Genomic DNA, 25,944 nt, shown 5'->3' with positions numbered 1-25,944 from the left:
ATGGATAAATTCCAAGGATTGTGCGAGACTGTGGAAAAGTCAGACCGAAAAACGGGGATCGAGCAGGCCCATGGTCGTCAAAACGCTAGTTTGCGCCGCAATTGCGGCCACTCTGGCCTGTGCGCAGGGCGCTCAGGCACAGGATGGTGCCGGGGCACCGGTGCAGGATTTCACCTTCAAGCGGGTCAAGCCGCCCAAGGCCGGTGTCAAGAAGCGCATCACCGTTCAGATCGCGCCGCGCGCCAACCCGGCCGTGGCGCCGCCACCACCTTCTGCCCCTGCCAAGACGCCGACCGCTGCACCCCAGGCCGCCGCCGCACTTGCCGCTGTGCCCTCTGTCCCGACGGGCAGCTATTCCTGGTTCTGGACCGCCGTCTCGCCAGAGGCTTCTGCCACGGGGCCCGGACGGCTGGCCCCTGCGCTGGCCACGCTGACCAAGGGTCCCGAGGGCCAGAGCGTTGGCGGCCCGCGCTTGCAGGCGCTGCAGGACATCGCGCAGGTCCACGGTGTCGATCTCCTGCGTGAGACGGTGGGCACCCGCGTCTCTCCGGCCTTTGCGCTGGCGGTGATCGCGGTGGAATCTGCCGGTGCGCCCCGGGCGCAGAGCAAGGCCGGCGCACAGGGGTTGATGCAGCTGATGCCCGCCACGGCAGAGCGTTTCGGCGTCAAGGATGCCTTCGACCCGGTGCAGAATATTCGGGGCGGGGTGGCCTTTCTCGATTTCCTGATGGAAAAGTTCGAGGGCGACCCGATCCTTGTCCTTGCCGGCTACAATGCGGGCGAAAACTCCATCGGTCAGCACGGGGGCGTGCCGCCCTATGCCGAGACGAGGGATTATGTGCCCAAGGTCCTGGCCGCCTTCCAGGTCGCCAAGGGCCTATGCCTGACCCCGCCCGAGCTGATCTCGGATGGCTGCGTGTTCCGGGTGATGTCACCGTAGAGCGGAGCCGGTCCCGGACCTGATCCGGGACCTCGCCGCGGTCAGGTCCGCAGGACGGCGCCGGGGTTCATGATGCCCTTCGGGTCCAGCGCCGCCTTGATCGCCCGCATGGCGGCGAGTTTCGCGGGGTCGCCATAGCGTTCCAGGTCATCGACCTTCAGCCGCCCGATGCCGTGCTCGGCGCTGACCGAACCGCCCAGTTCATGCACCAGGTCATGGACACAGGTCTTGATCGCGTCGCGCTGATCGACATGGTCGGCCTTGGTGCGGCCCGGCGCCGGGAAGACATTGTAATGCAGGTTGCCGTCGCCCGCGTGGCCGAAACAGTTGATGCGCCAGTCGCCCAGCCGGGCCAGCGCCGGCCCGGCCCGGCTGATGAACTCGGGGATGGCACCAAGCGGGACGGAAATATCGTGGCTGGAGACAGCGCCCACCAGACGGTTGGCTTCGGACATGTGCTCTCGCAGGGTCCAGAGCGCCTCGGACTGGGTCAGCGACTGGGCCACGATACCGTCGGTGACAAGGTCGCCCTCGTACGCCTCGGCAAAAAGCGTTTCCAGCGCCTCGGCCGGATCGGCGCCGCGTCCCAGCCCGATGTCGATCAGCACGGACCAGTCCGGCGGTGTGTCCCAGGGCTGGCGCAGGTCGGGCAGTTTCTCTGCCAGGAAGTCGAACCCGGTGCGGTGCATCAGCTCGAAGGCGCTGATGGTCTCGCCCAGCTGGCTGCGGGCCAGCGCCAGGAGAGTCAGCGCCGCCTCGGGGGAAGGGACCGTCAGCAGGGCCGTGCCGGTCGCGGCCGGGCAGGGGGCAAGTTTCAGGCTGGCGGCCGTGATGATGCCCAAGGTGCCCTCGGCCCCGATCAGTAGGTGACGGAGGTCATAGCCGGTGTTGTCCTTGCGCAGCCGCTTCAGCCCGTGCCAGATCGAACCGTCGGGAAGGACCGCCTCGAGTCCAAGCACCTGGTCACGGGCATTGCCATAGCGCAGGGTGTTGATGCCGCCCGCGTTGGTGCCCAGCAATCCGCCGATCCGGGCGGACCCTTCGGAGGCCAGCGACAACGGAAACAGCCGATCCACATCGGCGGCGGCACGCTGGACATCCGCGAGGATCGCGCCGGCCTCGACCACGGCGGCATTTTCCTGCGGGTGGACCGCCCGGATCGCCGACATGCGTTCCAGCGAGACGATCAGAGGGGCGGGGCCATCCGGTTTCAACTGGCCACCAACAAGCCCGGTGCCGCCGCCAAGGGGGATGATCCCGACGCCTTCACCGGCACAGGCCCGTACGATCGTGGCGACGTCTTCTGTCGAGCGCGGCAGGGCAATCCATTCCGCCGTGCTGGTCCAGCGCCCGCGCGGTTCTTCGCGGTGGCGGGCCTCGGTCGGGCGCAGGGTATCATCGGGCAGAAGCGCCGAGAGGCGCTGGACAAAGGCATGATCGGCAGGGGCAAGCGGCATGGCATCCTCTTTATTCGGATGCCCGCACTTGTGGCATGCGGGTCAGCGAGGGGCCAGCCCCTCGCGCTCCCCGGAGTATTTGCCGCCCAAAGAAGACCGGGTCAGTCCGGGTCGGTCAGGTAGCGCGGCTGCAGCACGATGACGGTGGGTCGACGGGGCAGGTCGCGCAGCGATATCTCGAGCGAGGCAGTGGTGCGCCGGTCGATCTGGAACGTGTCGCTGACATCGGCCAGGAAGCGTTCCAGCGCGTAGCCCGAGAACCAGTGCATCGGGATCACGATCGAGCTTTTCAGCCGTTCGACGATGCGTTTGACTGTCGAGAGTGGCATTGTCATGCCCCCGTCCACCGGCACCATCAGCACATCCGCCCGGCCCAGCGCGGCGTATTGCCGGTCGGTCGGTTCGTGGTGCAGGTGGCCGAGATGGGCGATACAGAGGCCCTCGACCTCGAAGATGAAGATGGAATTTCCGTTCGGCTCATCCCCGCCATAGGCCGAGCGGATGTCGGTAGAGACGTTGCGGATCAGCATCTCGCCCAGGTCCAGGTAATGATCCGCGCCTTCTCCAAAGACCTCTCCCCAGCCACGCAGCACGTGGGGGATGGCCGGGTTGACGGCGCTGGTCCAATGCGTCGTATGGGCGTGGTTCATGGTGACGATGTCGGGGATCATTCGCGTGGTGCCGATATTGCCATTGAAATCGGTCACCGCCTCCAGCCCGCCGCGTGTCTGGATCAGGAAAGAGGCATGGGCGATGTAGTGGATGCGCACGCTGTATTCGGGGATCGGCGCGGTCCAGCTGGCCTTGTGCAGGTATTCGATTCCGGGGGCCGCATCGGCGATGGCGATACAATGCGAAGGGCGGCGCTGTTCCTGCGCCTGCACCAGCGTGGCGGTCAGGAAGAAAAGGGCGGCGGCGAGGCGGATCATCGGGCGCTCCTGTCGGGTGACGTCCCGGAAAGGGTAGCGCGGGCGCGCCGCTGGCCAAATTCACAATTTCGCCGGGTGGGGCCCGGTCAGGGGCGCGGCGGGCGCCGGGCCGCTTTTCTGTGCAGCAGGGGGTGGCCCCGGGGCCTCTAGCCGACTTCGGTCCGACCGCGCCTGTCGGAACGCAGCGAGGCATAAAGCACATGGGTCCGCCACCGGCCGTTGATTTGCAGGTAGCTTTGCGCCACGCCCTCATATTTGAAGCCGGATTGTTCCAGCAGACCGCGCGATGCGACGTTTTCCGGCAGGCACGCGGCCTCCATCCGGCTCAGGCCCATCTTCTCGAAGGCCTGGTGCACCATCATGGCGATGGCTTCTGACATGTAGCCCCGCCGGGTATAGCGTTCGCCGATCCAGTAGCCCAGCGTGCCCGCCTGCGCCGGGCCGCGCCGGATATTGTCCAGCGTGATCGCGCCCAGCAGCGCCTGGTCCTCGCGGCGGATCAGAAAGAGCGGCAGGGCAGAGCCTGTGCCGATCGACCGTGAGGCCCAGTAGACGCGGTTGGTGAAGGCCTTGCGCGTCAGGTGGTCGGACGACCATGACGGTTCCCAGGGGGTCAGGAACTCGTGGCTTTCGCGACGCAGGTTCGACCAGGGCGTGAAATCGGAATGCACGGGCGGGCGCAGCGTCAGGCGCTCTGTCTCGAGCTGAACCTTGCGCCGGAACGCCAGCATCATGCCGCCCGGCGTGCCTGCAGCTCGGAGAGCGTGGGCGCCTCTGCCACGGGGCCGTAGAGCGCCATCGCGGCGGCGGCCTCGGCGGCCTGCGCCTCGGCGAAGCGCAGGACATCCTCGCGCGTGACTGCGTCGATCTTGGCGACGGTGCGTTCGATATCCGGCACCTCTCCCCAGATCTGGACCATGCGGGCGCTGCGTTCGGCGCGGGAGGAGGGGCTTTCGAGACCCATCAGGAGGCCGGCCTTCATCTGGGCGCGGGCGCGCTCGATCTCGGCGGTGCTCATGTCTTCGGCGCTGCGCTTCATCTCGTCCACGGTCAGCGTGATCAGTTCTGGCATCTCGGCGCCCGAGGTGCCGGCATAGATCGTTGTCATGCCAGTGTCGGCATAGGCGCCGTTCTGGGCAAAGATGGTGTAGCAGAGGCCGCGTTTCTCGCGGATCTCTTGGAACAGGCGCGAGGACATGCCGCCGCCCAGGGCCACCGAATAGATCTGCGCGGCATAGAACTCCGGGTCGCGATAGCCGGGCGCCTCGAAGGCCAGCGCCAGGTGCGCCTGTTCAAGGTCCTTTGTGTGACGCGTCTCGCCGCCGTGAAAGCGGGCCGGGTCGGCAGACAGGGCGCTGCGCGGGACCATGTCGCCAAAGAGCGCCTCGGCCTGTTTGACCAGCGCATCGTGATCGACCGCGCCAGCGGCCGAGAGGATCATCTGGTCTGGCCCGTAATGTTCGTTCACAAAGCCCGCCAGATCGCCCCGGTCGAACCCCTGCACGCGGGCCGCCTCGCCCAGGATCGTGCGGCCGATGGGCTGATCCGGATAGGCCTGTTCCTGGAGCCAGTCAAAGATCACGTCGTCGGGCGTGTCATGCGCCTGGCCGATCTCCTGCAGGATGACGTGGCGCTCGACCTCGATTTCCTTGGGGTCGAAAACCGGGTCCCGCAGGATGTCGGCGATCACGTCCACGGCCAGTGCCACGTCCGGTTCCAGAACGCGGGCGTAGTAGGCCGTGACCTCGCGCGAGGTATAGGCGTTGATATAACCGCCCACGTCCTCGATCGCCTCGGCGATCTGCAGGGCGCTGCGAGTCTTGGTGCCCTTGAAGGCCATGTGTTCCAGGAAATGCGCAATGCCGTTCTGTTCTTCGCGCTCGTGCCGCCCTCCGGCAGTGACCCATAGTCCGACTGCGGTACTTTGCAGCCCCGGCATGTTTTCGGTCACGACGCGCAGTCCGTTGGAAAGGGTGGCGATCTGAACACTCACTTGGCAATACGCTCCTGGATGAGGGTTTCGAGGGCGGCGAGGTCGTTCTGTACCCGCGTCACCCGTTCCGGACGCTCATACAGATCGGCCATGCGATTTGGAAGAGGGGGGCGAATGCCGCTGGCCTTTTCCACCGCGTCGGGGAACTTGGCCGGATGGGCCGTGGCCAGGGTGATCATCGGTGTGTCGGCTTGGCGCTGTGCCTCGCCCACGCGGACACCGACGGCGGAATGCGGGCAAAGCAGCTCTCCCATCGTGGAATGGGCCGTGCGGATCGTGTCCAGCGTAGCTTCCTCGGACACGCGGCCCGAATCGAAGTGCTCGCGCAGCGCCTCAAGCGCGCCCTGGGACACCTTGAAGCCACCGGCCTTCAGCTCGTCCATCAGCTGCGCCACCGCCGCCCCGTCGCGGCCGTAGGCGTCGAAAAGCGCGCGTTCAAAGTTGCTGCTGACCTGAATGTCCATCGAGGGGCTGATCGAGGGATGCACCTCGGAGGTCTTGTAGTCACCCGACGACAGGCAACGGTGCAGGATGTCATTCTGGTTGGTGGCGACCACCAGCCGGTCGATGGGCAGGCCCATCTTCTTGGCGATGTAACCCGCGAAGATGTCGCCGAAGTTGCCGGTGGGCACGGTGAAGCTGACCTTGCGATCGGGCGCACCCAGCGACACGGCAGCGGAGAAATAGTAGACGACCTGCGCAAGGACGCGCGCCCAGTTGATCGAGTTGACGCCTGCCAGCCGTACGCTGTCGCGGAACTCGAAATGGTTGAACATGTCCTTGAGCCGGCCTTGGCAGTCGTCGAAATGCCCGTCGAGCGCGAGCGCGTGGACATTGGCCTCGGCCGGTGTGGTCATCTGGCGGCGCTGAACCTCGGACACCCGGCCATGCGGGAAAAGGATGAAGACATCGACATTTTCCAGTCCCTTGAAGGCCTCGATGGCGGCAGAGCCAGTGTCGCCCGAGGTCGCGCCGACGATGGTCACACGCTCGCCCCGCCGCTCCAGCGCCTCCTGGAACAGCTGGCCGATCAGCTGCATGGCGAAGTCCTTGAAGGCCAGAGTCGGCCCGTGGAACAGCTCGAGCAGGAAATGTCCCGGCGCCAGCTGGACCAGCGGCGCCCGTGCGCCGTGGCCGAAACCGGCGTAAGCCTTGGCGATCAGGTCGGCAAAGACCTCGTCGGTGAACCCGTCGCCGACAAAGGGGCGCATCACGCGAAACGCGGTCTCTTCGTAGCTGAGGCCATGCAGGGCGCGGATGTCACCCGCGCTCATCTGCGGGATGGTTTCGGGCACATAGAGGCCGCCGTCACGCGCGAGGCCCGAGAGCATCGCCTCTTCGAAGGTCAGCGAGGGCGCCTGTCCGCGGGTGGAGATGTAACGCATGTCAGGCCTCCCTGCCTGTTTTCAGCCGCCTGATCCAGACGCCTGTCATGATGAGCCAGACCGCGGCGAGCGAATACCACGTCAGGGCGTATTGCAAGTGATCGTTGGGAATGCCGCTGATATCGACGGGCAGGGGCGACACACCTTCGTCGGCGGGCGACATCGTCCGTGTCACGACCAGCAGGGGTTCGGTGTCGAGCCTGTCTGCCATCGGGGCGAGATCCCGCGCGAACCAGGTGTTGTCCGCGGGGTCGTTGTCCGGTGTCGAGGAGTTGCGGTCATCGGGCCAGTGCAGGTTGCCGATCACCTCCGCAGGTCCGCTGTAGCGCGGGGCGTCCTTTTGGTCGACGGGGACAAACCCGCGGTCGACCAGCACGCGCCGCCCATCCTCTGTCTGGAAGGGGGAGATCAGCCGCCAGCCCGCGCCACGCTGTTTGACCGAGACAAGTACCGCCAGCGTCTCGGCGCCGATCTCACCGGTCAGGGTCGTCGGCTGGTAGCGCTGTGCCCCGGGATCGACCAGCCGGGGCAGGGGTTGCGGCGCGCCCGCGATGGTAGTCTCTATCTCATTCAGGATGCCGCGTTTCCAGTCCAGCCGCTGCAATTGCCAGGTGCCCAGCCACAGCAGGATGGCGATGCCTGTCAGGCCGATCAGCAGGGGGGCGATGTAGCGTCTCAAGCAGGGGCTCCGGAAACGAAAAAGGCGCGCCCGGTGTGGGCGCGCCTTGGTGTACCTTGTGGGCCGTGAGGTTCAAGGCCTGATGTAGGGCGGGGGGCTCCCCGCCGCACCTTCAGCCGCCCCAGATATAGACAGCGGCGAAGAGGAACAGCCAGACAACGTCGACGAAGTGCCAGTACCAGGCCGCCGCTTCGAAGCCGAGGTGGTTCGTGGCGGTGAAATGGCCGCGGTAGACACGGATCAGGCAGATGAACAGGAAGATCGTACCGATGATCACGTGCGCGCCGTGGAAACCCGTCGCCATGAAGAAGTTGGCGCCGTAGATGTTGCCGGAGAAACCGAAGGCCGCGTGGCTGTATTCATAAGCCTGGAAGAAGGTGAACAGCAGTCCCAGCAAGACAGCGATGATCAGGCCGGACTTGACGTCCTTGCGGTTGTCCTCGTGCACCAGGGCGTGGTGTGCCCAAGTGGCGGCCGCACCCGAGCACAGCAGGATCAGCGTGTTGATCAGCGGCAGGTGCCAGGGGTCGAATGTCTCGATGCCAGCGGGCGGCCAGACGCCGTCGACGGCCGGGCTTTGCGGGCCCATCGGGTAGAGGGCGTGTTTGAAGAACGACCAGAACCAGGCGAAGAAGAACATCACCTCGGACATGATGAACAGGATAAAGCCGTAGCGCAGGCCGATCAGGACGACGGGCGTGTGATCGCCGACCTGGTTTTCCGTCACCGTGTCCGACCACCAGCCGAACATGGTGTAGAGCACACCGACGAAACCGATCAGGAACATCCAGGGCCCGTGGTCATGGAACATCAGCGCCGCGCCGAACAACATGACGAAGCCGGCCACCGCCCCGAGAAAGGGCCAGATAGAGGGGTTCAGAATGTGATAGTCGTGGTTCTTTGCATGCGCCATTGCGGTTCCCTCGTTAGGCGTTAGTTCACGGACGCTTTCGCGTCATTCTTGGCGTCGAGCGCGGCCTGCGTCTCTTCGGGCAGGTCGATCTCGTAGAAGGTATAGGACAGTGTGATGTGGTTGGTGTGCTTGGCATCCCGGTCGGTGACGATCTCGGGGTCGACGAAAAAGCTGACCGGCATCTGCACGCGCTCACCGGGCATCAGCACCTGTTCGGTAAAGCAGAAGCAGTCGATCTTGGAAAAGAAAGCGCCCGCTTCATAAGGGGCGACATTGTACGTCGCCTGCCCGGCGATGGGCCGGTCGGTGGGGTTGTAGGCTTCGTAGAAGGCCAGCCCCTGTTCGCCGATGCGCAGGGTCATTTCGGTCTGGACCGGTTTGAACTCCCACGGCATGCCGCGATCCTTCGAGGCGTCGAACCGGACCTTGATGGTCTGATCCAGAATCTCGCCGGTGGTTGCGGTCGCGACGTTGGTCGTGCCGCCAAAGCCGGTGACCCGGCAGAACCAGTTGTAGAAGGGCACCGAGGCCCAGGCCAGCCCGCCCATGAGGACGACAACGCCAACCAGTTGCAGAACCGTTTTAGACTTGCCGTCAATTCCCATCAGTCACTCCCTGTTGCGGTTGCACCTGGAAGTTCTCCCGGGTGACTTTCACAAAGGTCAGCCCGAATATGATGGCTATGAAGGCTGCCAGCACCAGGCCGACGCCGATGTTGCGGCCCCGCCTGCGCTTGTGCAGTTCGTGTTCCTTGACCAGGCTCATCCCCAGACTCCCAGGCGATCCAGCCCCGCGTCCACCAGGATCGCGCCGAAGTGCGCGAAGAGGTAGAGCAGCGAGAGCTTGAAGAATTTCTTTTCCACCTTGTAGCTGTCCGCCTCGGCCTGCGCCTCGTCGCGGCGTGCGATCTGCACGGCGCCTTTCAGGAACAATGCGTTCAGCAGCACCGAAGTGGCCAGGTAGACCGGCCCGCCGACCTGGGTAAAGCCAAGCCCGATGGCAAAGACGGCCAGCAGCACGGTGTAGACCAGGACATGACGGCGGGTGGCGCGGCGGCCGTGGGTCACGGTCAGCATCGGCACAGTGGCGTTGTCATAGTCCATGCGGACAAACAGGGCGAGCGCCCAGAAATGCGGCGGCGTCCAGAGGAAGGTCAGGCAGAACATCAGGACAGAGGCGGTCGAGATGTCACCGGTCGCGGCGGCCCAGCCGATCATCGGGGGGAAGGCCCCGGCGGCGCCGCCGATCACGATGTTCTGCGGCGTCAGCCGCTTGAGCCACATGGTGTAGACCACGACGTAGAAGAAAATGGTAAAGGCCAGCAGGCCCGCCGCCACCCAATTGGTGGCGAGGCCCAGGAAGACCACGGCAAAGACGGACAGGGTCAGGCCGATGGCCAGCGCCTCGTCCCGGGTGACCTTGCCGGCGGGGATCGGGCGCTTGGCGGTGCGTTTCATCACCGCGTCGATGTCCGAATCGTACCACATGTTCAGCGCGCCCGAGGCACCGCCGCCCACGGCGATGAAGAGCACCGCGCAGAAGCCGACGAAGGGGTGCACACCGACCGGCGCGGCCAGCAGGCCGACAAAGGCGGTAAAGACGACAAGCGTCATCACCCGCGGCTTCAGCAGGGCGAAATAGTCACCGAACTGGGCCTCGTTCTCGTAGGGGCTGGCGTGCAGGCTGGCGTCGCTCATCGTGGGTCCCTGTGGTCAAAAGATGCGCCGGAGCGGCGCACCTTGCAGGTTTGGCGTAGGATGGGCTTTCAAACCCATCCGGACTCAGTTGGTCAGGACTGCGCGGACGTCGGTGTAGCCACCTTCGTCGATCGACCGCTGCAGCCAGGCCTCGTAGGCCTCTTCGCTGACGACCTTGACGGTGATCGGCATGTAGGCGTGCGCGATACCGCAGAGTTCCGAGCACTGGCCGTAGTAGACGCCCTCTTTCTCGGGGGTGAACCACAGTTCGGCCAGACGACCGGGGACCGCGTCCTGTTTCACGCCGAAGGCAGGGATGGTCCAGGAATGGATCACGTCCGCACCGGTCACCTGCATCACGACGGTCTTGCCGACGGGCAGGACGATGGCGGTATCGGTTGCCAGCAGGAAGTCGCTCTTTTCGAAACCGGCATCGACCAGCTGTTCTTCGACAGCCGGGGTCATGCGGTTATCGCCGCCGGTGGCGGGAGACCCGATCATGTAGGCGTCATAGGCGAGGTCGGTGCCGACATATTCATAACCCCAGTACCACTGGTAGCCGGTCACCTTGATGGTGATGTCGCCCTCGGGGATTTCCTGCTGCTTGAACAGGACCGGCAGCGAGAAGGCGCCGATGAAAACCAGGATGACGATCGGCCCGATGGTCCAGGCCACCTCAAGCGGCGAATTGTGGGTAAAGGTGCCCGGGGTCGGGTTGGCCTTGCGGTTGAAGCGCACGTAGATGAAGGCCATCAGGGCGACGACCAGCAGGCAGATGGCGGTGATGATCACGAGGATCATGCCGTCCAGCCACTGCAGATCGGCCGCCAGTTCGGTGGCGGCGGGCTGAAAGCCCATGCCACCGTCATGGGGTTTGCCCACGACGGGAAGGTCCTGCGCCAGTGCCGGCGCGGCGATGAAGGCGCTCAGAAGGCCCAAAAGCATCGGTTTGCTTTGCATGTCTCACCCTGATCGGTTGCGAGTGTGGTCGGACGGGAGGAACACCGCGGTGGACACGGCAGTTCACGCACCCCCCTTTGCGTTCTGTCTGTTTAAAATCATATTCTGGAATGCCGGGAAAGCTCGGTCCTTGCGGCAAACCGCCGCTTTTTTTGATCCAGATCAAGCAACGGTGTCGCAGTCTTTGTCCCGCAAGGGCAATTCGGGCGCTGTTTCCAGCCTTCGGCGGGCAGATTTTGCAACCCCGAAGCGCTGGGCGGACAGGTCCGGTTACTTGCCGATGGGTTGGCCCCTGGTGTCTGGCCCGGTCTCTATGCCGATCCCGGCGCCGTCCACCTTGTGCGGCACGTTTTCCGACATGGGCGGCAGGGCCCCGGGCTTTTCGATGGTCAGGGTCCGCGTGTGCGGGTCCACAGTTGCCCCGGCGCTGCCGGGGGGCGCCTGTATCATTTCGATCAGGTCGATATACTGGGCCGAAGCGCCGGTGGCGCAGATGGCAAGGATCAGTGTGGCAACTGTCGTGCGCATGGATCGTCCTCCCAAAAGATCTCGCAGCCTACCACGAGCGGCCGCCTTTCCCAAATGTGCCCGGCCTCCGCCGTGGCCAAGCCGATGCCGATGGGCTAGGTCTGTGGGCAACAGACGCCATGACCGATCCCGGAGTTTCACATGTCCAATGCTCCCTTTCGCCCCTTCGAGACCCATCTGGACCTCGATGCCACCACAGCGCTTGTCCGCGATGCGCTCTCTGGGGCCGAGGACGGCGAGCTTTTCATCGAGCGCGCCCGATCCGAAGCCCTTGTCCTCGATGACGGGCGGGTCAAGACCGCCAGCTATGATTCCTCCGAGGGCTTCGGCCTGCGCGCGGTACGCGGCGAGGTGGCGGGTTATGCCCATGCCTCCGAGATCAGCGAAGCGGCGCTGAAACGCGCGGTGGAAACCGCGCGCCTGGCCATCGGTGATGGCGGCGGGATCATGGCGCCGCCGCCGGCGGGCACCAACCGGCACCTTTATACGGACGCCGATCCGATCGAAGGGGCCAGTTTCCCGGTCAAGCTGGAAACCCTGCGCGAGATCGACGCCTTTACCCGCGATCTCGACCGCCGTGTGGTACAGGTGACGGCGACAATTGCGGCCTCGCTGCAGGAGGTCTCGATCCTGCGCGCCGATGGCACGCTTGTCTCTGACGTGCGTCCGATGACGCGGGTCAATGTATCGGTCATCGTCGAGGAGAACGGCCGCCGCGAATCCGGCACCGCGGGCGGTGGCGGGCGCGTCGCGCTGGACGGGCTGCTTGCACCGCAGGACTGGCAGGCCAAGGCGCGCGAAGCGCTGCGCGTCGCACTGGTCAATCTCGAGGCAGAATCGGCGCCTGCGGGTGTCATGGACATCGTGCTTGGCCCCGGCTGGCCGGGCATCCTGTTGCACGAGGCGGTAGGCCACGGCCTGGAGGGCGATTTCAACCGCAAGGGCAGTTCCGCCTTCGCCGGTCTGATGGGCCAGCAGGTGGCCGCAAAGGGTGTGACCGTGTTGGACGACGGCACGATCCCTGATCGGCGCGGATCGATTACCGTCGATGACGAGGGCACGCCTTCGGGCAAGAACGTTCTGATCGAGGACGGCAAGCTGGTCGGTTTCATGCAAGACCGGCAGAACGCGCGCCTGATGGGTGTCGAACCGACTGGCAACGGGCGGCGGCAGAGCTATGCGCATATTCCGATGCCACGCATGACCAACACCTACATGCTGGGCGGCGATTCGGATCCGGCTGATATTGTTGCCGACCTCAAGGATGGCATCTGGGCCGTAGGCTTTGGTGGCGGACAGGTGGACATCACCAACGGCAAGTTCGTCTTTTCCTGTACCGAGGCCTACCGCGTGAAGAACGGCAAGGTGGGGGCCCCGGTCAAAGGGGCGACGCTGATCGGTGACGGGGCAAATGCGCTGAACCGCATCCTGGCGCTTGGGAACGACATGGAACTGGACCCGGGAATGGGCAACTGCGGCAAGCAGGGCCAATGGGTGCCGGTGGGCGTCGGTCAGCCGACCGTGATGATCGGTGGGCTGACGGTCGGCGGCGCCCAGGCCTGACCCTTCGTCGGGCGGGCCCGCCAGGGATCACCCGGCGGGTCTCTGTTCTGCCGCGATTGCAAGGGGTTAGTCCTGTGACGGGCACAGAATGCGTTTTGGTTTACCTGTGATTAACCACTCCGGCGCTATCACTTGTCCTGCAAGAAGACGGGGTCAGGATGCGCGACGAAAGCTACTCTTCCACTCACCCCCCACTCCCACCCACCACGGAAGATCATCGTGTGGATTGGCTCCGTCTCTTGCGCTCGCGTCGTGTGGGGCCGACGACCTTCTGGAGATTGATGAACGAACACGGCAGCGCGGCTGCCGCGATCGAGGCCTTGCCGGATGTCGCCCGTGCCGCCGGGGTCGAAAAATACGAGGCCTGCCCGCGCGGCGTGGCCGAGGCGGAACTGGCCGCCGGGCGTCGCGCCGGGGCCTGGCTGCTCTGCCGCGGAGAGCCGGGTTATCCCTCTGATCTGGCCGAACTTCCCGATGCGCCGCCGCTGCTCTGGGGGATCGGTGACCGGGCGGTACTGCGCCGGCCCATGATCGCCCTGGTCGGCGCGCGCAGTGCCTCTTCGCTGGGCACGCGCATGGCACGGCGCCTGGCCGAGGGGCTGGGCGAGGCCGGGTTCGTGGTTGTCTCGGGGCTGGCCCGGGGGATCGACACCGTGGCCCATGTCGGTGCGCTGCAAAGCGGCACCGTTGCCGTCATGGCCGGTGGGGTCGACGTGCTCTATCCGTCAGAGAATACGCGCCTTGCCGACGAGATATGTCAGAACGGCGGTTGCCGGCTGAGCGAGCAACCGATGGGCCTGCAGCCGGTGGCCCGGCATTTTCCGACCCGAAATCGAATCGTCTCTGGACTGTCGTGCGGTGTCGTGGTGGTCGAGGCGGCGGCAAAATCCGGGTCGCTGATCACCGCGCGCACGGCGCTTGACCAGGGGCGCGAAGTTCTGGCTGTGCCGGGGCACCCGATGGATGCCCGCGCCAGCGGCTGCAACATCCTGATCCGCGATGGCGCGCGCCTGATCCGCAACGTCGAGGACATCGTCGAGGCGCTGCCGCCGATGGAGACGCCGCGCGCCGGGCCCCAGCCCGAACTTGATCTTCCGAAGCCGGACGAGGGCCTTGCACCTCGGCAGCAGGCCGCGTCTTGCGCGGAACCGTCCCGGACAGCCTCGGCCGGAAACCCGGCCCTCCGCAAGGTTGCGGCGCTGCACCAGCAGATCCTTGACCGGCTTGGCCCCTCACCAGTGGCCGAGGACCAGTTGATCCGCGACCTTGGCGCGCCTGCGGGCAAGGTCTCGCCAGTGCTGACGGACCTTGAACTGGATGGGCAGATCAGGCGCCAGCCGGGCGGGCTGCTGTCACTGGTTGTTCGACACTGACCCCGGGGTCAGCAGAACTCGGGGATCACCGGCCCCCAGATGGGACAGAAGGCCGGGTCCGACCACCAGACATCCGTGGCCCCGATGGCGTGCTGGACGGCGACCCAGGTCGCCCCGGAGCGCTGGTAGAGCACCTGTATGTTCGGCCCGCCCCAGTCGAAGGGGTTGTCCCAGCCGGGCCGGACCGGGATCTCGCCCCGCGTGATTTCCCGCCCACCCGGGCGGACCGGATGCAGGCTGGCAAACCCGACGTCGCCACTGACCCGCAGGTCATTTACGACGAAGATAACCGGCGCCCCCAGCACCCATTCTGCATGCGGGCGCACCGCATCCATCAGGTTGCCGCGCAGGGCCGTGCCGCGTGCTGGTTCTTCCCAGGCGTTGGCCGACAACGGGGCGATGGCCAGCGCGATGGCGGCCAGAATGGGGGCAAATCGGGTCATGGCACTTTCTCCGTGATATGCGGTGAATCTAGCCGAAAACGGAGCGGCGCGGAAAGCGGCATCGCCAGCGTCACGGCGCCCCGGATTGACAAATCCTCCTTGCGCACCACATCTTGCGCCGCCATACGCGGCTCAAGACAAGGCCCTCGCAAGGCCTCAAAGAAATTTTACGAGGTAGCAGAACCCCATGCCCGTCGTCGTCGTCGAATCCCCTGCCAAGGCCAAGACAATCAACAAGTATCTGGGGTCCGACTACACCGTTCTGGCGTCCTACGGCCATGTTCGCGACCTGCCTCCCAAGGATGGGTCGGTCGATACCGATCATGATTTCGCGATGAAATGGGAGATCGCAAACGATTCGCGAAAACACGTCGCGGCGATTGCCGAAGCGCTCAAAACAGACGACGAACTGATCCTCGCCACCGACCCCGACCGTGAGGGAGAGGCGATTTCATGGCACCTGAAAGAGGCGCTGACCAAGCGCCGGTCGATCAAGAAATCAACCAAGGTCGAGCGCGTGACCTTTAACGCGATCACCAAGCAGGCGGTCAGCGAGGCGATGAAGAACCCGCGCGACATCGACGCGCCGCTGGTCGAGGCCTATCTGGCGCGCCGCGCGCTGGACTACCTGGTAGGGTTCAACCTGTCGCCGGTTCTGTGGCGCAAGCTGCCGGGCGCACGCTCGGCGGGCCGGGTTCAGTCGGTCTGCCTGCGCCTGATCGTCGAGCGCGAGATGGAGATCGAGGCCTTCAAGCCGCGCGAGTTCTGGCAGGTCAAGGCGCAGCTGACCACGCCGCGCGGGCAGAGCTACGAGGCCCGGCTGACCAATCTCGCGGGCAAGAAGCTCGACCGTTACGACCTGGCCAATCTCACCGATGCCGAAATGGCCGTCAGCGCTATCGAGAAACGCGCGCTGAAGGTCCTTTCGGTCGAGGCCAAGCCGACGTCGCGCAACCCGTCCGCGCCTTTCATGACCTCCACCCTGCAGCAGGAGGCCAGCCGCAAGTTCGGCATGGGCGCGCGCCAGGCGATGAACGCGGCACAGCGCCTGTATGAGGCCGGGCATATCACCTACATGCGGACCGACGGCATCGACATGGCGCCAGAGGCCGTGACGGCGGCGCGCGATGCGATCAAGGATCGTTACGGCGCGAACTACGTCCCCGACAGCCCGCGCATGTACAAGAACAAGGCCAAGAACGCGCAGGAAGCGCACGAGTGCATCCGGCCCACGGACATGACCAAGGACGCCGAGAGCCTGCGCCTGTCCGAGCCCGACCAGCGCAAGCTCTATGACCTGATCTGGAAACGGACGCTGGCCTGCCAGATGGAAGCGGCGCGGCTGGAACGCACCACTGTCGAGATCGGCAGCGACGACGGCCAGGTGGGCCTGCGCGCGACCGGGCAGGTGGTCCTCTTCGACGGGTTCCTCAAGATCTACGAAGAAGGGCGCGACGAGCCGGTCGAGGATGACGACAAGCGCCTGCCGCAGATCATGCAGGGCGAGGCGGCCAAGTTCGACGCGGGCGCCCTGAAAGGCGAACATGCCAAGGCAGTCGAGAAGGCGGTGGGTGACGCGCGCAATGCCGTCATGTCCGATGACGGCGCCACCCTGGCCACGCAGAGCTTTACCAACCCGCCGCCGCGCTACACCGAGGCGACGCTGGTCAAGCGGATGGAAGAGCTGGGCATCGGCCGCCCCTCCACCTACGCCTCGATCGTCACCACGATCCAAGAGCGGGAATACGTCCGCAAGGAGCAGAACCGCCTGATCCCCGAGGACAAGGGCCGGATCGTCACGATCTTCCTGCTGAACTTCTTCAAGCGCTACGTCGAATATGATTTCACCGCCGCGCTCGAGGATGAGCTGGACAGCGTTTCCGCAGGCAACGAGGACTACAAGGACCTTCTGGCCAAGTTCTGGCGCGACTTCAGCGCGGCCATCGCCGAAACCTCAGAGCTGCGCATCTCCGAGGTGCTGGATGTGCTGGACGAGGCGCTGGCCCCGCAGCTTTACCCGCCGCGCGAGGACGGCAGCGATCCGCGCATCTGTCCGAAATGCGGGCAGGGGCAACTGCACCTCAAGACCTCGCGCACCGGCGGGTTTGTCGGCTGTGGCAATTACCCGGAATGCACCTATACCCGTCCCATCGCGGGCGAGGGCGCAGAGGGCGAGGAACGCCTGCTGGGTGAAGACGCGGGGGACGAGATCTGGCTGAAGGCCGGGCGCTTTGGCCCCTATGTCCAGCGCGGCGAACCCACCCCCGAGAACAAGAAGCCGCCGCGGGCCTCGCTGCCCAAGGCACGCGGCCAGTTCCTGCCGGGTTGGGAGCCTGATGGAATGACGCTGGAAAAGGCGCTGACCCTGCTGACACTGCCGCGAGAGATCGGGATGCACCCAGAAGGCGGCGTGGTCAAATCGAACCTGGGCCGCTTTGGTCCGTTCATCATGCACCAGAAGCCGGACGAGGAAAAACCGGTCTACGTCAACCTCAAGGAATTCCAGGAGGTTTTCGAGATCGGCATGAACCGTGCGGTGGAAATGCTGGCCGAAAAACGCGCCAACCCGGGGCGGGGACGCGGCGCGGCAGCCAAGCCGCTGCGCGAGCTCGGCGACCACCCGGACGGTGGCGCGCTCAGCGTCTACGAAGGGCGTTATGGGCCTTACGTCAAGTGGGAGAAGGTCAATGCGACCCTGCCCAAGGACACCGATCCAAAAGAGATCACGCTGGATGCGGCTGTGGCGCTGGTGAACGAGAAGGCTGCCAAGAGCGGCAAGAAGAAACCCGCGCCCAAGAAAGCCGCCGCCAAGAAACCGGCGGCCAAGAAGAGCACGACGAAAAAGACTACCGCCAAGAAATCCACTGCGAAAAAGGCCGCGGACGACGAGAGCTGAAGACACATTTCGTCAACTGGATGTGATTGGTGCCGCATCGCGGCGAAGGGTATGGCTTGCCTTGGAATACAGGCAAGGAGAGCATCATGAACAACGGACTGTCCCGCCGCGGCCTGCTGATCGCGGGCGGCGCGGCGCTGATCGTCCCGGCACGGGCCCGGGCCGAGGTGCGCCAGGAGTCGACTGGCGTGCGGCGCAATATCTCGAGCTTTTCGAGCCAGGACTGGCGTGATCACTTCGACGACCTGGGCGTTGGCTGCATCGTCTGCGATACCGCCAGCCGGGCGCTGCACTACTGGAACGCGGACGGCAGCGACTATCGCGTCTACCCGACCTCGGTTCCCAAGACCGACGAACTGACGAAACGCGGATACACCAAGATCGTGCGCAAAAAGGAGGCGCCGTCCTGGACGCCGACCGCGTCGCAGATGGAACGTTTCCCGGATTGGCGCCCGGTCAAAGGGGGCGCTCCGGACAATCCCCTTGGCACGCATGCGATGTATTTCGACTGGCCCGCCTACCTGATCCACGGCACCCACGACACGCGCAAGATCGGGCGCCCGTCGTCGGATGGCTGCATCGGTCTCTACAATGAAAAGATCGCCGAACTGTACGAGATCACCCCGATCGGCACACAGGTTCGCCTGATCTGATACCCTTTAGGTCGTCTCCTATATCTCGCGGGCGCGTCCAGGGCGGCGTGCCCGCGTTGACTCTTTGCTGCAGAGCGGCGACAACTTGCGCCAATTCAGGTGAACAGGGGGAGTCCCATGAAAAAGGTCTACGGTTCGGCGGCTGAGGCGCTGGACGGTCTTCTACAAGACGGCATGTTGATTGCCGCCGGGGGCTTTGGCCTCTGCGGCATCCCTGAACTTCTGATCGACGCGATCGTCGAGAGCGACGTGAAGGATCTGACGGTTGCATCGAACAACGCCGGCGTCGACGGGTTCGGCCTGGGCAAGCTGCTCGACACCAAGCAGATCAAGAAGATGATGTCCTCTTACGTGGGCGAAAACGCCGAGTTCATGCGCCAGTATCTGTCCGGCGAACTGGAGCTGGAATTCAATCCGCAGGGCACCCTGGCCGAGCGGATGCGCGCGGGCGGCTCTGGCATCCCGGGCTTCTACACCAAGACCGGCTACGGCACGCAGATCGGTGAAGGCAAGGAAGTCAAGGTCTTCAACGGTGAGCACTATATCCTTGAGGAAGGCATCTTTGCCGATCTGTCGATCGTGAAGGCCTGGAAGGCGGACGACACCGGGAACCTCGTGTTCCGCAAGACGGCGCGGAATTTCAACCCGCCGGCGGCGATGTGCGGCAAGGTCTGCGTGGTCGAGGTCGAGGAAATCGTGCCGCGCGGCTCGCTCGACCCCGATCACATTCACCTGCCGGGCATCTACGTGCACCGGATCATCCAGGGCGAGCATGAGAAACGGATCGAACAGCGGACCGTCCGCAAGCGGGAGGAAGCGTAATGCCCTGGGATCGTAACCAGATGGCCGCGCGCGCGGCTCAGGAACTCGAAGACGGCATGTACGTGAACCTCGGGATCGGTATCCCGACGCTGGTCGCCAACTACGTGGGCGACAAGGACATCACGCTACAATCGGAAAACGGCATGCTGGGCATGGGGCCGTTTCCTTTCGAGGGCGAAGAGGACCCGGACCTGATCAACGCCGGCAAGCAGACCATCACGGAACTGGCGCGGACATCCTATTTTGACAGCGCCATGTCCTTTGGCATGATCCGCGGCGGCAAGATCGCGGCGGCGATTCTGGGCGCGATGGAAGTGGCCGAGAATGGCGACCTGGCGAACTGGATGATCCCGGGCAAGCTGGTCAAGGGCATGGGCGGCGCGATGGATCTCGTGGCCGGTGTCGAGAAGGTGGTCGTGGTGATGGACCACACCAACAAGCACGGTGACTCGAAGCTGCTCAAGGAATGCACGTTGCCCCTGACGGGCAAGGGCGTGGTCGACCGGATCATCACCAACCTGGGCGTTCTCGACGTGGTTGAAGGCGGTTTGAAAATCGTCGAATGCGCCGAGGGCGTGACCGAGGAAGAGCTGCGCGCCGCGACCGAGGCAACCCTCGTCTGATCCCCGGAAAGATCTCGGATCGAAGGGCGCGACACGCCGGGTCGCGCCCTTTTTCGTTTCGGCCATGCGGACCAAAAGAAAAGGGCAGGATCCGAAGATCCTGCCCCAGGTCCTTGCGCCTGTGTGGGAGGAAAGGCGCAATTCCCGTCCGGTCTAAACCGAATTACTTGGCCGTTGCGGCCTTCTTGGCGGTGGTCGTCGCCTTGTTGGCGGTCGCCGTCATCTCGTCGGTGGCCTTCTTGACCGCCGCGGAGGCGTCCTCGGAATAATCCTTGCCAGCAGCCATCAGCAGCTCGACGGTGTCCATCTGGACCTTCTTGGCGATCTCGGCGAAGGCCGAGGTGTTTTCTGCTGCGATCTCTGCCTGAGCGGATGCGAAATCGGTCATCGACTTGGCGTAGTCGGCCGGCTCTGCCTTGGCTTTCGACATCTCGGTCATCTTGGACAAGGTGTCTTTGGTCCAGCTGGCCGACAGTTCGGTTGATTTCTTGGCGGCTTCCAGCGCGACGCCGGACAGCTTCTCGCTCAGGGTCGCAGTGGTCTTGAAGGCGTCATCCATGGCTTTGGTGTCCATGGGGAATGCGCCCATCATCTCTTTCATCATCGCGGTGATATCGTCGGTCTTTGCCATCTGTCTTGATCCTTCTTTCAATGTTGCGCCGTTTCCGGCGGTCTGTGTTCACTGACCCAAAGATGGATGCTGCATCGCAGCATTTCAAGATTTTTCTGCTGCGCTGCAGCAAAAATTATGTCGCACCCCCTGTCGCAGGCATAAATAGGCAAATGGCAAGTTCCTGTCAGGCAAAGAAAAAGGGGCAGGATCCGAAGATCCTGCCCCAGGATATTGCGCCAAATTTGGGAGGAGAGGGCGCAAAATCTTTCGGTCGAAACCGATTACTTGGCCGCGGCGGTTGCCTTCTTGGCGGTCGCGGTCATCTCGTCAGTGGCCTTCTTTACGGCCGCGGTCGCGTCCTCGGAGAAGTCCTTGCCGGCTGCCATCAGCAGCTCGACGGTGTCCATCTGAACTTTCTTGGCGATCTCGGCGAAGGCGGCCATGTTCTCGGCTGCCACTTCGGCCTGACCCGATGCGAAATCGGTGATCGCTTTTGCGTAGTCGGCCGGCTCTGCCTTGGCTTTCGACATGTCTGCCAGTTTGGACAGGGTGTCTTTGGTCCAGGTGGCCGACAGCTCGGTCGACTTACCGGCGGCTTCCAGAGCAACCGCCGACAGCTTTTCATTCATGGTCGCGGTGGTTTTGAACGCGTCTTCCATGGCTTTCGTGTCCACGGGGAATGCGCCCATCATCTCTTTCATCATCGCGGTGATGTCCTGGGTCTGTGCCATCTCAGTCAATCCTTGTCTTTTGCTGCCCCGGGCCCGCCCCGTCGTTCAGCAACTGACTGGAATATGCATGCTGCGACGCGGCATTTCAAGGAAAATTTCTGCGCCGCAGCATGTCACTGACAAGTCACTGGTTTTGCTGGGCCGCCTTCAGCTTTACATAGGTGCCCGGGGCGGGCGCCAGCGGCGCGTAGCCCGAATCGCCAGGCTCACGCGCGGGGACCTTCTTGCCCGACCGCTTGCGCAGCCAGCCTTCCCAGTGCGGCCACCAAGAGCCCTCGTGGAACTCGGCGGCCTCTCTCCAGGTGTCGTAATCGCCCGTGAGGTCGTCGTTGACGTAGTGACCGTATTTGCCCTTTGACGGCGGATTGACGATGCCGGCGATATGGCCGGACTGGCCGACGACGAACTGCTTGGACCGCGATCCCATCATCTGCACGCCGCGATAGACGTCGCGCGCCGCGGCAATGTGATCGGTCTCGGCGGCGATGGACATCAGTGGCACGTCCACGTCCTTGACGCTCAGCTTTTCCCCGAACATCTCAAATGTGCCCTCGGCGAATTCGTTGCGCTGGCAGAGCCCGCGCAGGTACTGGCTGAACATCCGCCCCGGCAGATTGGCGCCATCGCCGTTCCAGTAAAGCAGATCGAAGGCAGGTGGCGTTTCCCCCATCATGTAGGATCGAATCGCGGGGCCGTAGATCAGGTCGTTCGAGCGCAGGAAGGAAAAGGTGCGCGCCATGATGAAGGACGGCAGGATGCCTTCCTGGTCGATCTCCTGTTCGATCCCGTCGGCGAAATCGTCTTGCAGGAAGGGCGTGAATTCCCCCTGGTCGCTGAAATCGGTCAACGCGGTAAAGAAGGTGGCCGATTTCACCGATTTGTCGCCGCGTTTCTTCATCAGCGACAGCGTCAGGCTGAGCGTCGTTCCGGCGATGCAATAGCCGACAGCGTTGACCTTTTCGGTCCCGCAGATCTCCTTTGTGACCTCGATCGCCTTGAGGAACCCCTCATCGACATATTCCTCGAGTCCCACGTCGCGGTACTTGCCGTCCGGGTTGATCCAGCTGACCACGAACAGGGTATAGCCCTGGTCGACGACCCAGCGGATCAGGCTGTTCTGCGGCTTCAGGTCAAGGATGTAGAACTTGTTGATCCAGGGCGGAAACAGCACGACAGGGGTGTCGTAGACCTGTTCGGTCGTCGGGCTGTACTGGATGATCTCCATCATCCGGTTGCGATAGATCACCTCACCCTGGGCGGTGGCGATGTTCTCGCCGATCTCGAAGGCGCTGTCATCGGCCAGCCGCACCACAAGTTCGCCGTTGTTGGCCTCAAGGTCGCTGACCAGGTTTTCCAGCCCGCGCACCAGGCTTTCGCCCTCGGTTTCGACCGCCTTCATCAAGGCATCGGGGTTGGTGGCCAGGAAATTGGTCGGCGCGAACATGTCGACGATCTGCTGGCTGAAATAGCGCAGGCGCCGCTTTTCCTTTTCGTCCATGTCCTCGATCGCGTCGATGGCATCGCGGATGGCGTTGGCGTTTATGAGGTACTGCTGCTTGACGTAGTTGAAATAGGGATGGCTGTCCCACAGCGGGTTCTTGAACCGCTTGTCCGGGGCGCCGGGGTTTTCCGGGGCGCTCAGCTTGCCGCGCGCAAGCTGTTGCTGCGCTTCGACAAAGGTGGTGACGGTCTTGCCCCAGAAACTGACCTGCTGTTCGATCAGCTTGGCCGGGTTGGTCATCCACTCCTGCATGTAGGCCTGGGCGGCCTTGGTATAAAGCGCGTGGTCGGGGCCGTTCAGCGCCTGCGGCGTCGGATGGCGTCGGGTCAGGGCCGAGACAAGTCGCTTGCTCAGTTCCTCGACGCGTTCAAGGTTCTCCTCTAGCCGCGCACGGCTTTCGCCTGCGGCAACCTCGTTTGTTGTCATTGGAAACAAATCCCCCTATCCTTCGCAACTGCAGAAATACCGTCGTGGGTTTCGGGGGGCAAAGCGACGAATTGGCTCGGGCCTGGGTGCGCGGCTAGCCGCTGACCCCGCGAAACAAAAGGAGTGCTGTCGTGCGCTACATGGCGACGTATGATTTGATGGAAAGCATCCGCAACACCAACGCCTGGATGGGGGCGACGGCGCGGACGATGGCCTCTTACCCGCTTTTCTCGGCTTTTCCCAACCCCGCGCTGGAGTGGATGGCGGCATGGGGTGCCGTGACGGAACGCACTTTTGAGCGCATGGTGGTCAAGCCCGACTGGGGGATCCGCACGTTCACCTGCGAGGACGGCAAGGATCACCTCGTCGACGTCGCCACCGTGGTGGAAAAACCCTTTGGCAACCTGATCCATTTCAACGTCTCCGGGCGCGAGGAACAGCCGCGGAAGATCCTGCTGGTCGCGCCCATGTCGGGCCACTATGCCACACTGCTCCGCTCGACCGTCAAGTCGCTTATCGTGAATTGCGAAGTCTATGTCACGGACTGGCACAATGCGCGCGACATCCCGGTCTCGGCGGGCAAGTTCGATATCGAGGACTACACGCTCTACCTGATGGACTTCATGCGGCACATGGGTCCCGACACGCATGTCATCGCCGTGTGCCAGCCGGCGCCGCTGACCCTGGCGGCCACGGCCTATCTGGCCGAGCTGGATCCGGAGGCGCAGCCGCGCACCCTGACCCTGATCGGCGGGCCGATCGACCCCGATGCCACCCCCACCGATGTGACCGATTTCGGCGCGCGGGTGACGATGGGCCAGCTGGAAGAGACGATGATCCAGCGCGTGGGCTTCAAGTGCAAGGGCGTGGGGCGGATGGTCTATCCGGGCCTGTTGCAACTGGCCTCTTTCATGTCGATGAACGCCGACCGGCACTCCGCCGCCTTCCGTGACCAGATCGTCCGCGTGGCCCGGGGCGAGGCCTCGGACCATGACGCGCACAACCGGTTCTACGACGAATACCTGGCGGTCATGGACATGCCGGCGGAGTTCTATCTCTCGACGGTCGAGCGGATCTTCAAAAAGGGCGAAATCGCCAAGAATGAATTCGTGGTGGACGGGCACAAGGTGGACATCGGCAAGATCACCAGTGTCGCGGTCAAGACCGTCGAGGGCGCGAAGGACGATATTTCGGCGCCCGGCCAATGCGTGGCCGCACTGGATCTCTGCACCGGCCTGCCGGACGAGAAGAAGGCCAGCCACCTGGAGCCGGGGGCGGGGCACTACGGTATCTTTGCCGGCAAGAGCTGGCGCAACAACATCCGTCCGCTGGTGCTGGAATTCATCGATGCCAATTCGGGGCAGTCGAAAGGCCCCGCAGCCGTGCCCGTGAACCTGGCCGATCACCGCTGACCGATCCGTGATCCAATTGTGCGCGCCTGCGGGCGCGCGCTTTTCCTGTCGTCCTTGCGCGGCACGCGCGCCGTTCTCCGGCAGGGGGCTCTGCCCCCGCGCCTGCGGCGCTCCCCCGGAGGTATTTTCGGCCCAAAGAAACCTGTTGGGGCGCCCGGTGTCAGAGGCCTTCGAAGGCGCAGAGGGCGTGCACGTCCATGTCCATCGCCTCGAGCCGCTTGCGGCCGCCCAGGTCGGGCAGGTCGATCACGAAGGCGCAGCCGATGATCTCGCCGCCCAGCCGTTCGACCAGCTTGATCCCGGCCTCGGCCGTGCCGCCGGTGGCCAGCAGATCATCGACCAGCAGCACCTTTTCGCCCGCCTCGATCGCGTCGTCGTGGATCTCGACCACGGCTTCGCCATATTCCAGCTGGTAGTCCTCGGAGATGACTGCGCCGGGCAGCTTGCCCTTCTTGCGGATCGGCACGAAACCGGCGGAGAGTTGATGCGCCACGGCGCCGCCGAGGATGAAGCCGCGCGCCTCCAGCCCCACGACCTTGTCGAAGCGGACCCCGGCATAGGGGTGCAGGAGCTGGTCGATGGCCATGCGAAAGCCGCGCGGATCCGCAAACAGCGTGGTGACATCCCGGAACATGATCCCCTCGTGCGGGAAATCGACGATGGTCCGGATGTAGTCCTTGATCTCTGTCTTGCGCGGCATGGAACGGTCCCCGGTTGAAACGCCAGACTGCGGTAGCGCGGGAGCGGCCGCCTGTGCAAGCCTTCTGCCCGCAGGACCCGTGTCAGGTGCGGCGCAGTGTTGCCGTCAGCACGCCCATCCCGATCAGCGTCGCACCGCCCGCACGGGTCAGCCAGGCCAGGATCGAAGGGCGCTGGATCATGCGCCGCAGCCGGTCCGCCGCCAGTGCATAGGCGAGCGCGTTGATTGCGGCCAGGGTGACGAAGGTCGCCACCAGGATCGCGAACTGCGGCAGGAGCGGCGCCTCGGGGGTGACGAACTGCGGCACGAAGGCGATGAAGAAGGCGATGCTTTTCGGGTTCAGCGCGGTCACGGCAAGATTGTGGGCGTAGACACCGCGCGCGGTCACGCCACTGTCGGGCAGGGCCAGCCCCTCACCCGGGGCAGAGCGGATCAGCTTGATCCCCAGCCAGATGAGATAGGCCGCGCCGACCCATTTCAGCACCGTGAACAGCGTCGCCGAGGCGGCGATCAGCGCACCGAGACCCGCCAGCGACAGGCTCATGGCGATGAAATCCCCGCTCGCGACACCCGCGGCAGAGGCAATGGCCACCGACCGGCCCTTGCTGAGCGCATAGGACAGGACCAGCAGCACCGTGGGGCCGGGGATCAGCAGGAGGGCGGTGGAGGCGGCGACGAAGGCCAGCCAGAGCTGAAGCTCCATGAGG

The 25,944-nt window shown here is 64.3% G+C and carries 26 protein-coding genes; 8 read left to right on the top strand and 18 right to left on the bottom strand.

Annotated elements, in window-relative coordinates; all coding sequences use genetic code 11:
• Positions 1 to 70: 70 nt before the first annotated feature.
• The gene (locus tag KZZ07_RS14610) at positions 71 to 940 is read left to right on the top strand and encodes a lytic transglycosylase domain-containing protein (RefSeq protein WP_219515129.1); all 870 of its coding nucleotides are present in this window, start codon (positions 71 to 73) and stop codon (positions 938 to 940) included.
• A gap of 41 nt (positions 941 to 981) precedes the next feature.
• Here KZZ07_RS14610 and KZZ07_RS14605 read toward each other — a convergent pair whose 3' ends face one another.
• The 12 genes from KZZ07_RS14605 to KZZ07_RS14550 all read right to left on the bottom strand — a co-directional run bounded on the left by KZZ07_RS14605 (position 982) and on the right by KZZ07_RS14550 (position 11,481).
• Positions 982 to 2,397, bottom strand: a complete 1,416-nt coding sequence (locus KZZ07_RS14605; RefSeq protein ID WP_219515127.1) for an FAD-binding oxidoreductase — start codon at positions 2,395 to 2,397, stop codon at positions 982 to 984.
• A gap of 101 nt (positions 2,398 to 2,498) precedes the next feature.
• The gene (locus tag KZZ07_RS14600; RefSeq protein ID WP_219515124.1) at positions 2,499 to 3,326 is read right to left on the bottom strand and encodes an MBL fold metallo-hydrolase; all 828 of its coding nucleotides are present in this window, start codon (positions 3,324 to 3,326) and stop codon (positions 2,499 to 2,501) included.
• Between the two features lie 146 nt (positions 3,327 to 3,472).
• Entirely contained in the window at positions 3,473 to 4,057 is a 585-nt protein-coding gene (locus tag KZZ07_RS14595; protein WP_219515302.1) for a GNAT family N-acetyltransferase, read from the bottom strand.
• Positions 4,057 to 5,319 (bottom strand): M16 family metallopeptidase, encoded by a 1,263-nt coding sequence (locus KZZ07_RS14590; RefSeq protein ID WP_219515122.1) that lies wholly within the window; start codon positions 5,317 to 5,319, stop codon positions 4,057 to 4,059. The genes KZZ07_RS14595 and KZZ07_RS14590 overlap by 1 nt, the downstream gene beginning before the upstream one ends.
• Complete coding sequence (gene thrC, locus KZZ07_RS14585; RefSeq protein WP_219515120.1) at positions 5,316 to 6,704, bottom strand: threonine synthase; 1,389 nt, start codon at positions 6,702 to 6,704, stop codon at positions 5,316 to 5,318. The genes KZZ07_RS14590 and thrC overlap by 4 nt, the downstream gene beginning before the upstream one ends.
• 1 nt (position 6,705) lies before the next feature.
• Positions 6,706 to 7,383, bottom strand: coding sequence for an SURF1 family protein (locus tag KZZ07_RS14580; protein WP_219515118.1), 678 nt, complete (start codon positions 7,381 to 7,383; stop codon positions 6,706 to 6,708).
• A gap of 112 nt (positions 7,384 to 7,495) precedes the next feature.
• Positions 7,496 to 8,296 carry a cytochrome c oxidase subunit 3 gene (locus KZZ07_RS14575; RefSeq protein ID WP_219515115.1) on the bottom strand — a complete coding sequence of 267 codons (801 nt, stop codon included), beginning with the start codon at positions 8,294 to 8,296 and terminating at the stop codon, positions 7,496 to 7,498.
• 20 nt (positions 8,297 to 8,316) lie between these two features.
• Complete coding sequence (locus KZZ07_RS14570; protein ID WP_219515111.1) at positions 8,317 to 8,901, bottom strand: cytochrome c oxidase assembly protein; 585 nt, start codon at positions 8,899 to 8,901, stop codon at positions 8,317 to 8,319.
• The gene (locus tag KZZ07_RS14565; RefSeq protein WP_219515107.1) at positions 8,891 to 9,061 is read right to left on the bottom strand and encodes a cytochrome c oxidase system small membrane protein; all 171 of its coding nucleotides are present in this window, start codon (positions 9,059 to 9,061) and stop codon (positions 8,891 to 8,893) included. The genes KZZ07_RS14570 and KZZ07_RS14565 overlap by 11 nt, the downstream gene beginning before the upstream one ends.
• A complete protein-coding gene (gene cyoE, locus KZZ07_RS14560; RefSeq protein WP_219515104.1) occupies positions 9,058 to 9,993 on the bottom strand; it encodes a heme o synthase in 936 nt (311 codons plus the stop codon). The genes KZZ07_RS14565 and cyoE overlap by 4 nt, the downstream gene beginning before the upstream one ends.
• A gap of 84 nt (positions 9,994 to 10,077) precedes the next feature.
• On the bottom strand, positions 10,078 to 10,953 hold the full coding sequence (gene coxB / locus KZZ07_RS14555; RefSeq protein ID WP_219515102.1) for a cytochrome c oxidase subunit II: 876 nt from the start codon (positions 10,951 to 10,953) through the stop codon (positions 10,078 to 10,080).
• 270 nt (positions 10,954 to 11,223) lie between these two features.
• Positions 11,224 to 11,481, bottom strand: coding sequence for a hypothetical protein (locus KZZ07_RS14550; protein ID WP_219515100.1), 258 nt, complete (start codon positions 11,479 to 11,481; stop codon positions 11,224 to 11,226).
• A gap of 141 nt (positions 11,482 to 11,622) precedes the next feature.
• Here KZZ07_RS14550 and tldD point away from each other — a divergent pair, with 141 nt between their 5' ends.
• Both tldD and dprA read left to right on the top strand, forming a co-directional pair.
• On the top strand, positions 11,623 to 13,044 hold the full coding sequence (gene tldD, locus KZZ07_RS14545) for a metalloprotease TldD (protein WP_219515098.1): 1,422 nt from the start codon (positions 11,623 to 11,625) through the stop codon (positions 13,042 to 13,044).
• 158 nt (positions 13,045 to 13,202) lie between these two features.
• A complete protein-coding gene (gene dprA, locus KZZ07_RS14540; RefSeq protein WP_219515096.1) occupies positions 13,203 to 14,417 on the top strand; it encodes a DNA-processing protein DprA in 1,215 nt (404 codons plus the stop codon).
• 8 nt (positions 14,418 to 14,425) lie between these two features.
• On the opposite strand, the gene KZZ07_RS14535 is transcribed toward dprA, so the two are convergent.
• Positions 14,426 to 14,860 carry a hypothetical protein gene (locus KZZ07_RS14535; RefSeq protein ID WP_219515094.1) on the bottom strand — a complete coding sequence of 145 codons (435 nt, stop codon included), beginning with the start codon at positions 14,858 to 14,860 and terminating at the stop codon, positions 14,426 to 14,428.
• Positions 14,861 to 15,047: 187 nt separating this feature from the next.
• Here KZZ07_RS14535 and topA point away from each other — a divergent pair, with 187 nt between their 5' ends.
• From topA to KZZ07_RS14515, 4 genes are all read left to right on the top strand, one after another.
• Positions 15,048 to 17,756 carry a type I DNA topoisomerase gene (topA, locus tag KZZ07_RS14530; protein WP_219515093.1) on the top strand — a complete coding sequence of 903 codons (2,709 nt, stop codon included), beginning with the start codon at positions 15,048 to 15,050 and terminating at the stop codon, positions 17,754 to 17,756.
• Positions 17,757 to 17,842: 86 nt separating this feature from the next.
• On the top strand, positions 17,843 to 18,409 hold the full coding sequence (locus KZZ07_RS14525; protein ID WP_219515091.1) for a L,D-transpeptidase: 567 nt from the start codon (positions 17,843 to 17,845) through the stop codon (positions 18,407 to 18,409).
• 117 nt (positions 18,410 to 18,526) lie between these two features.
• Positions 18,527 to 19,231: a CoA transferase subunit A gene (locus KZZ07_RS14520; RefSeq protein ID WP_219515089.1), complete on the top strand. Its 705-nt coding sequence runs from the start codon at positions 18,527 to 18,529 to the stop codon at positions 19,229 to 19,231.
• Positions 19,231 to 19,854 carry a 3-oxoacid CoA-transferase subunit B gene (locus KZZ07_RS14515; RefSeq protein ID WP_219515087.1) on the top strand — a complete coding sequence of 208 codons (624 nt, stop codon included), beginning with the start codon at positions 19,231 to 19,233 and terminating at the stop codon, positions 19,852 to 19,854. Before KZZ07_RS14520 ends, KZZ07_RS14515 begins: the two co-directional genes overlap by 1 nt.
• A gap of 163 nt (positions 19,855 to 20,017) precedes the next feature.
• Here KZZ07_RS14515 and KZZ07_RS14510 read toward each other — a convergent pair whose 3' ends face one another.
• The 3 genes from KZZ07_RS14510 to KZZ07_RS14500 all read right to left on the bottom strand — a co-directional run bounded on the left by KZZ07_RS14510 (position 20,018) and on the right by KZZ07_RS14500 (position 23,125).
• Positions 20,018 to 20,485, bottom strand: a complete 468-nt coding sequence (locus tag KZZ07_RS14510) for a phasin, PhaP (protein WP_219515084.1) — start codon at positions 20,483 to 20,485, stop codon at positions 20,018 to 20,020.
• Positions 20,486 to 20,748: 263 nt separating this feature from the next.
• Positions 20,749 to 21,198 carry a phasin, PhaP gene (locus tag KZZ07_RS14505; protein WP_219515083.1) on the bottom strand — a complete coding sequence of 150 codons (450 nt, stop codon included), beginning with the start codon at positions 21,196 to 21,198 and terminating at the stop codon, positions 20,749 to 20,751.
• Positions 21,199 to 21,322: 124 nt separating this feature from the next.
• Positions 21,323 to 23,125: a PHA/PHB synthase family protein gene (locus KZZ07_RS14500; RefSeq protein ID WP_219515080.1), complete on the bottom strand. Its 1,803-nt coding sequence runs from the start codon at positions 23,123 to 23,125 to the stop codon at positions 21,323 to 21,325.
• A 131-nt stretch (positions 23,126 to 23,256) separates the two neighbouring features.
• Here KZZ07_RS14500 and phaZ point away from each other — a divergent pair, with 131 nt between their 5' ends.
• Positions 23,257 to 24,537 (top strand): polyhydroxyalkanoate depolymerase, encoded by a 1,281-nt coding sequence (gene phaZ, locus KZZ07_RS14495; protein ID WP_219515077.1) that lies wholly within the window; start codon positions 23,257 to 23,259, stop codon positions 24,535 to 24,537.
• A gap of 160 nt (positions 24,538 to 24,697) precedes the next feature.
• Here the strand turns inward: phaZ and KZZ07_RS14490 are convergent, their stop codons facing one another.
• Both KZZ07_RS14490 and KZZ07_RS14485 read right to left on the bottom strand, forming a co-directional pair.
• The gene (locus KZZ07_RS14490) at positions 24,698 to 25,237 is read right to left on the bottom strand and encodes an adenine phosphoribosyltransferase (protein WP_219515074.1); all 540 of its coding nucleotides are present in this window, start codon (positions 25,235 to 25,237) and stop codon (positions 24,698 to 24,700) included.
• 82 nt (positions 25,238 to 25,319) lie between these two features.
• Positions 25,320 to 25,940, bottom strand: a complete 621-nt coding sequence (locus KZZ07_RS14485) for a LysE family translocator (RefSeq protein ID WP_219515072.1) — start codon at positions 25,938 to 25,940, stop codon at positions 25,320 to 25,322.
• Positions 25,941 to 25,944: the final 4 nt, after the last annotated feature.

Origin of the sequence: Mameliella sp. CS4 (assembly GCF_019392335.1) — a bacterium.
GTDB lineage: Bacteria > Pseudomonadota > Alphaproteobacteria > Rhodobacterales > Rhodobacteraceae > Antarctobacter.
The sequence above is the reverse complement of the archived record's forward strand: the minus strand, read 5'-3'. Positions and strand labels throughout refer to the sequence as shown.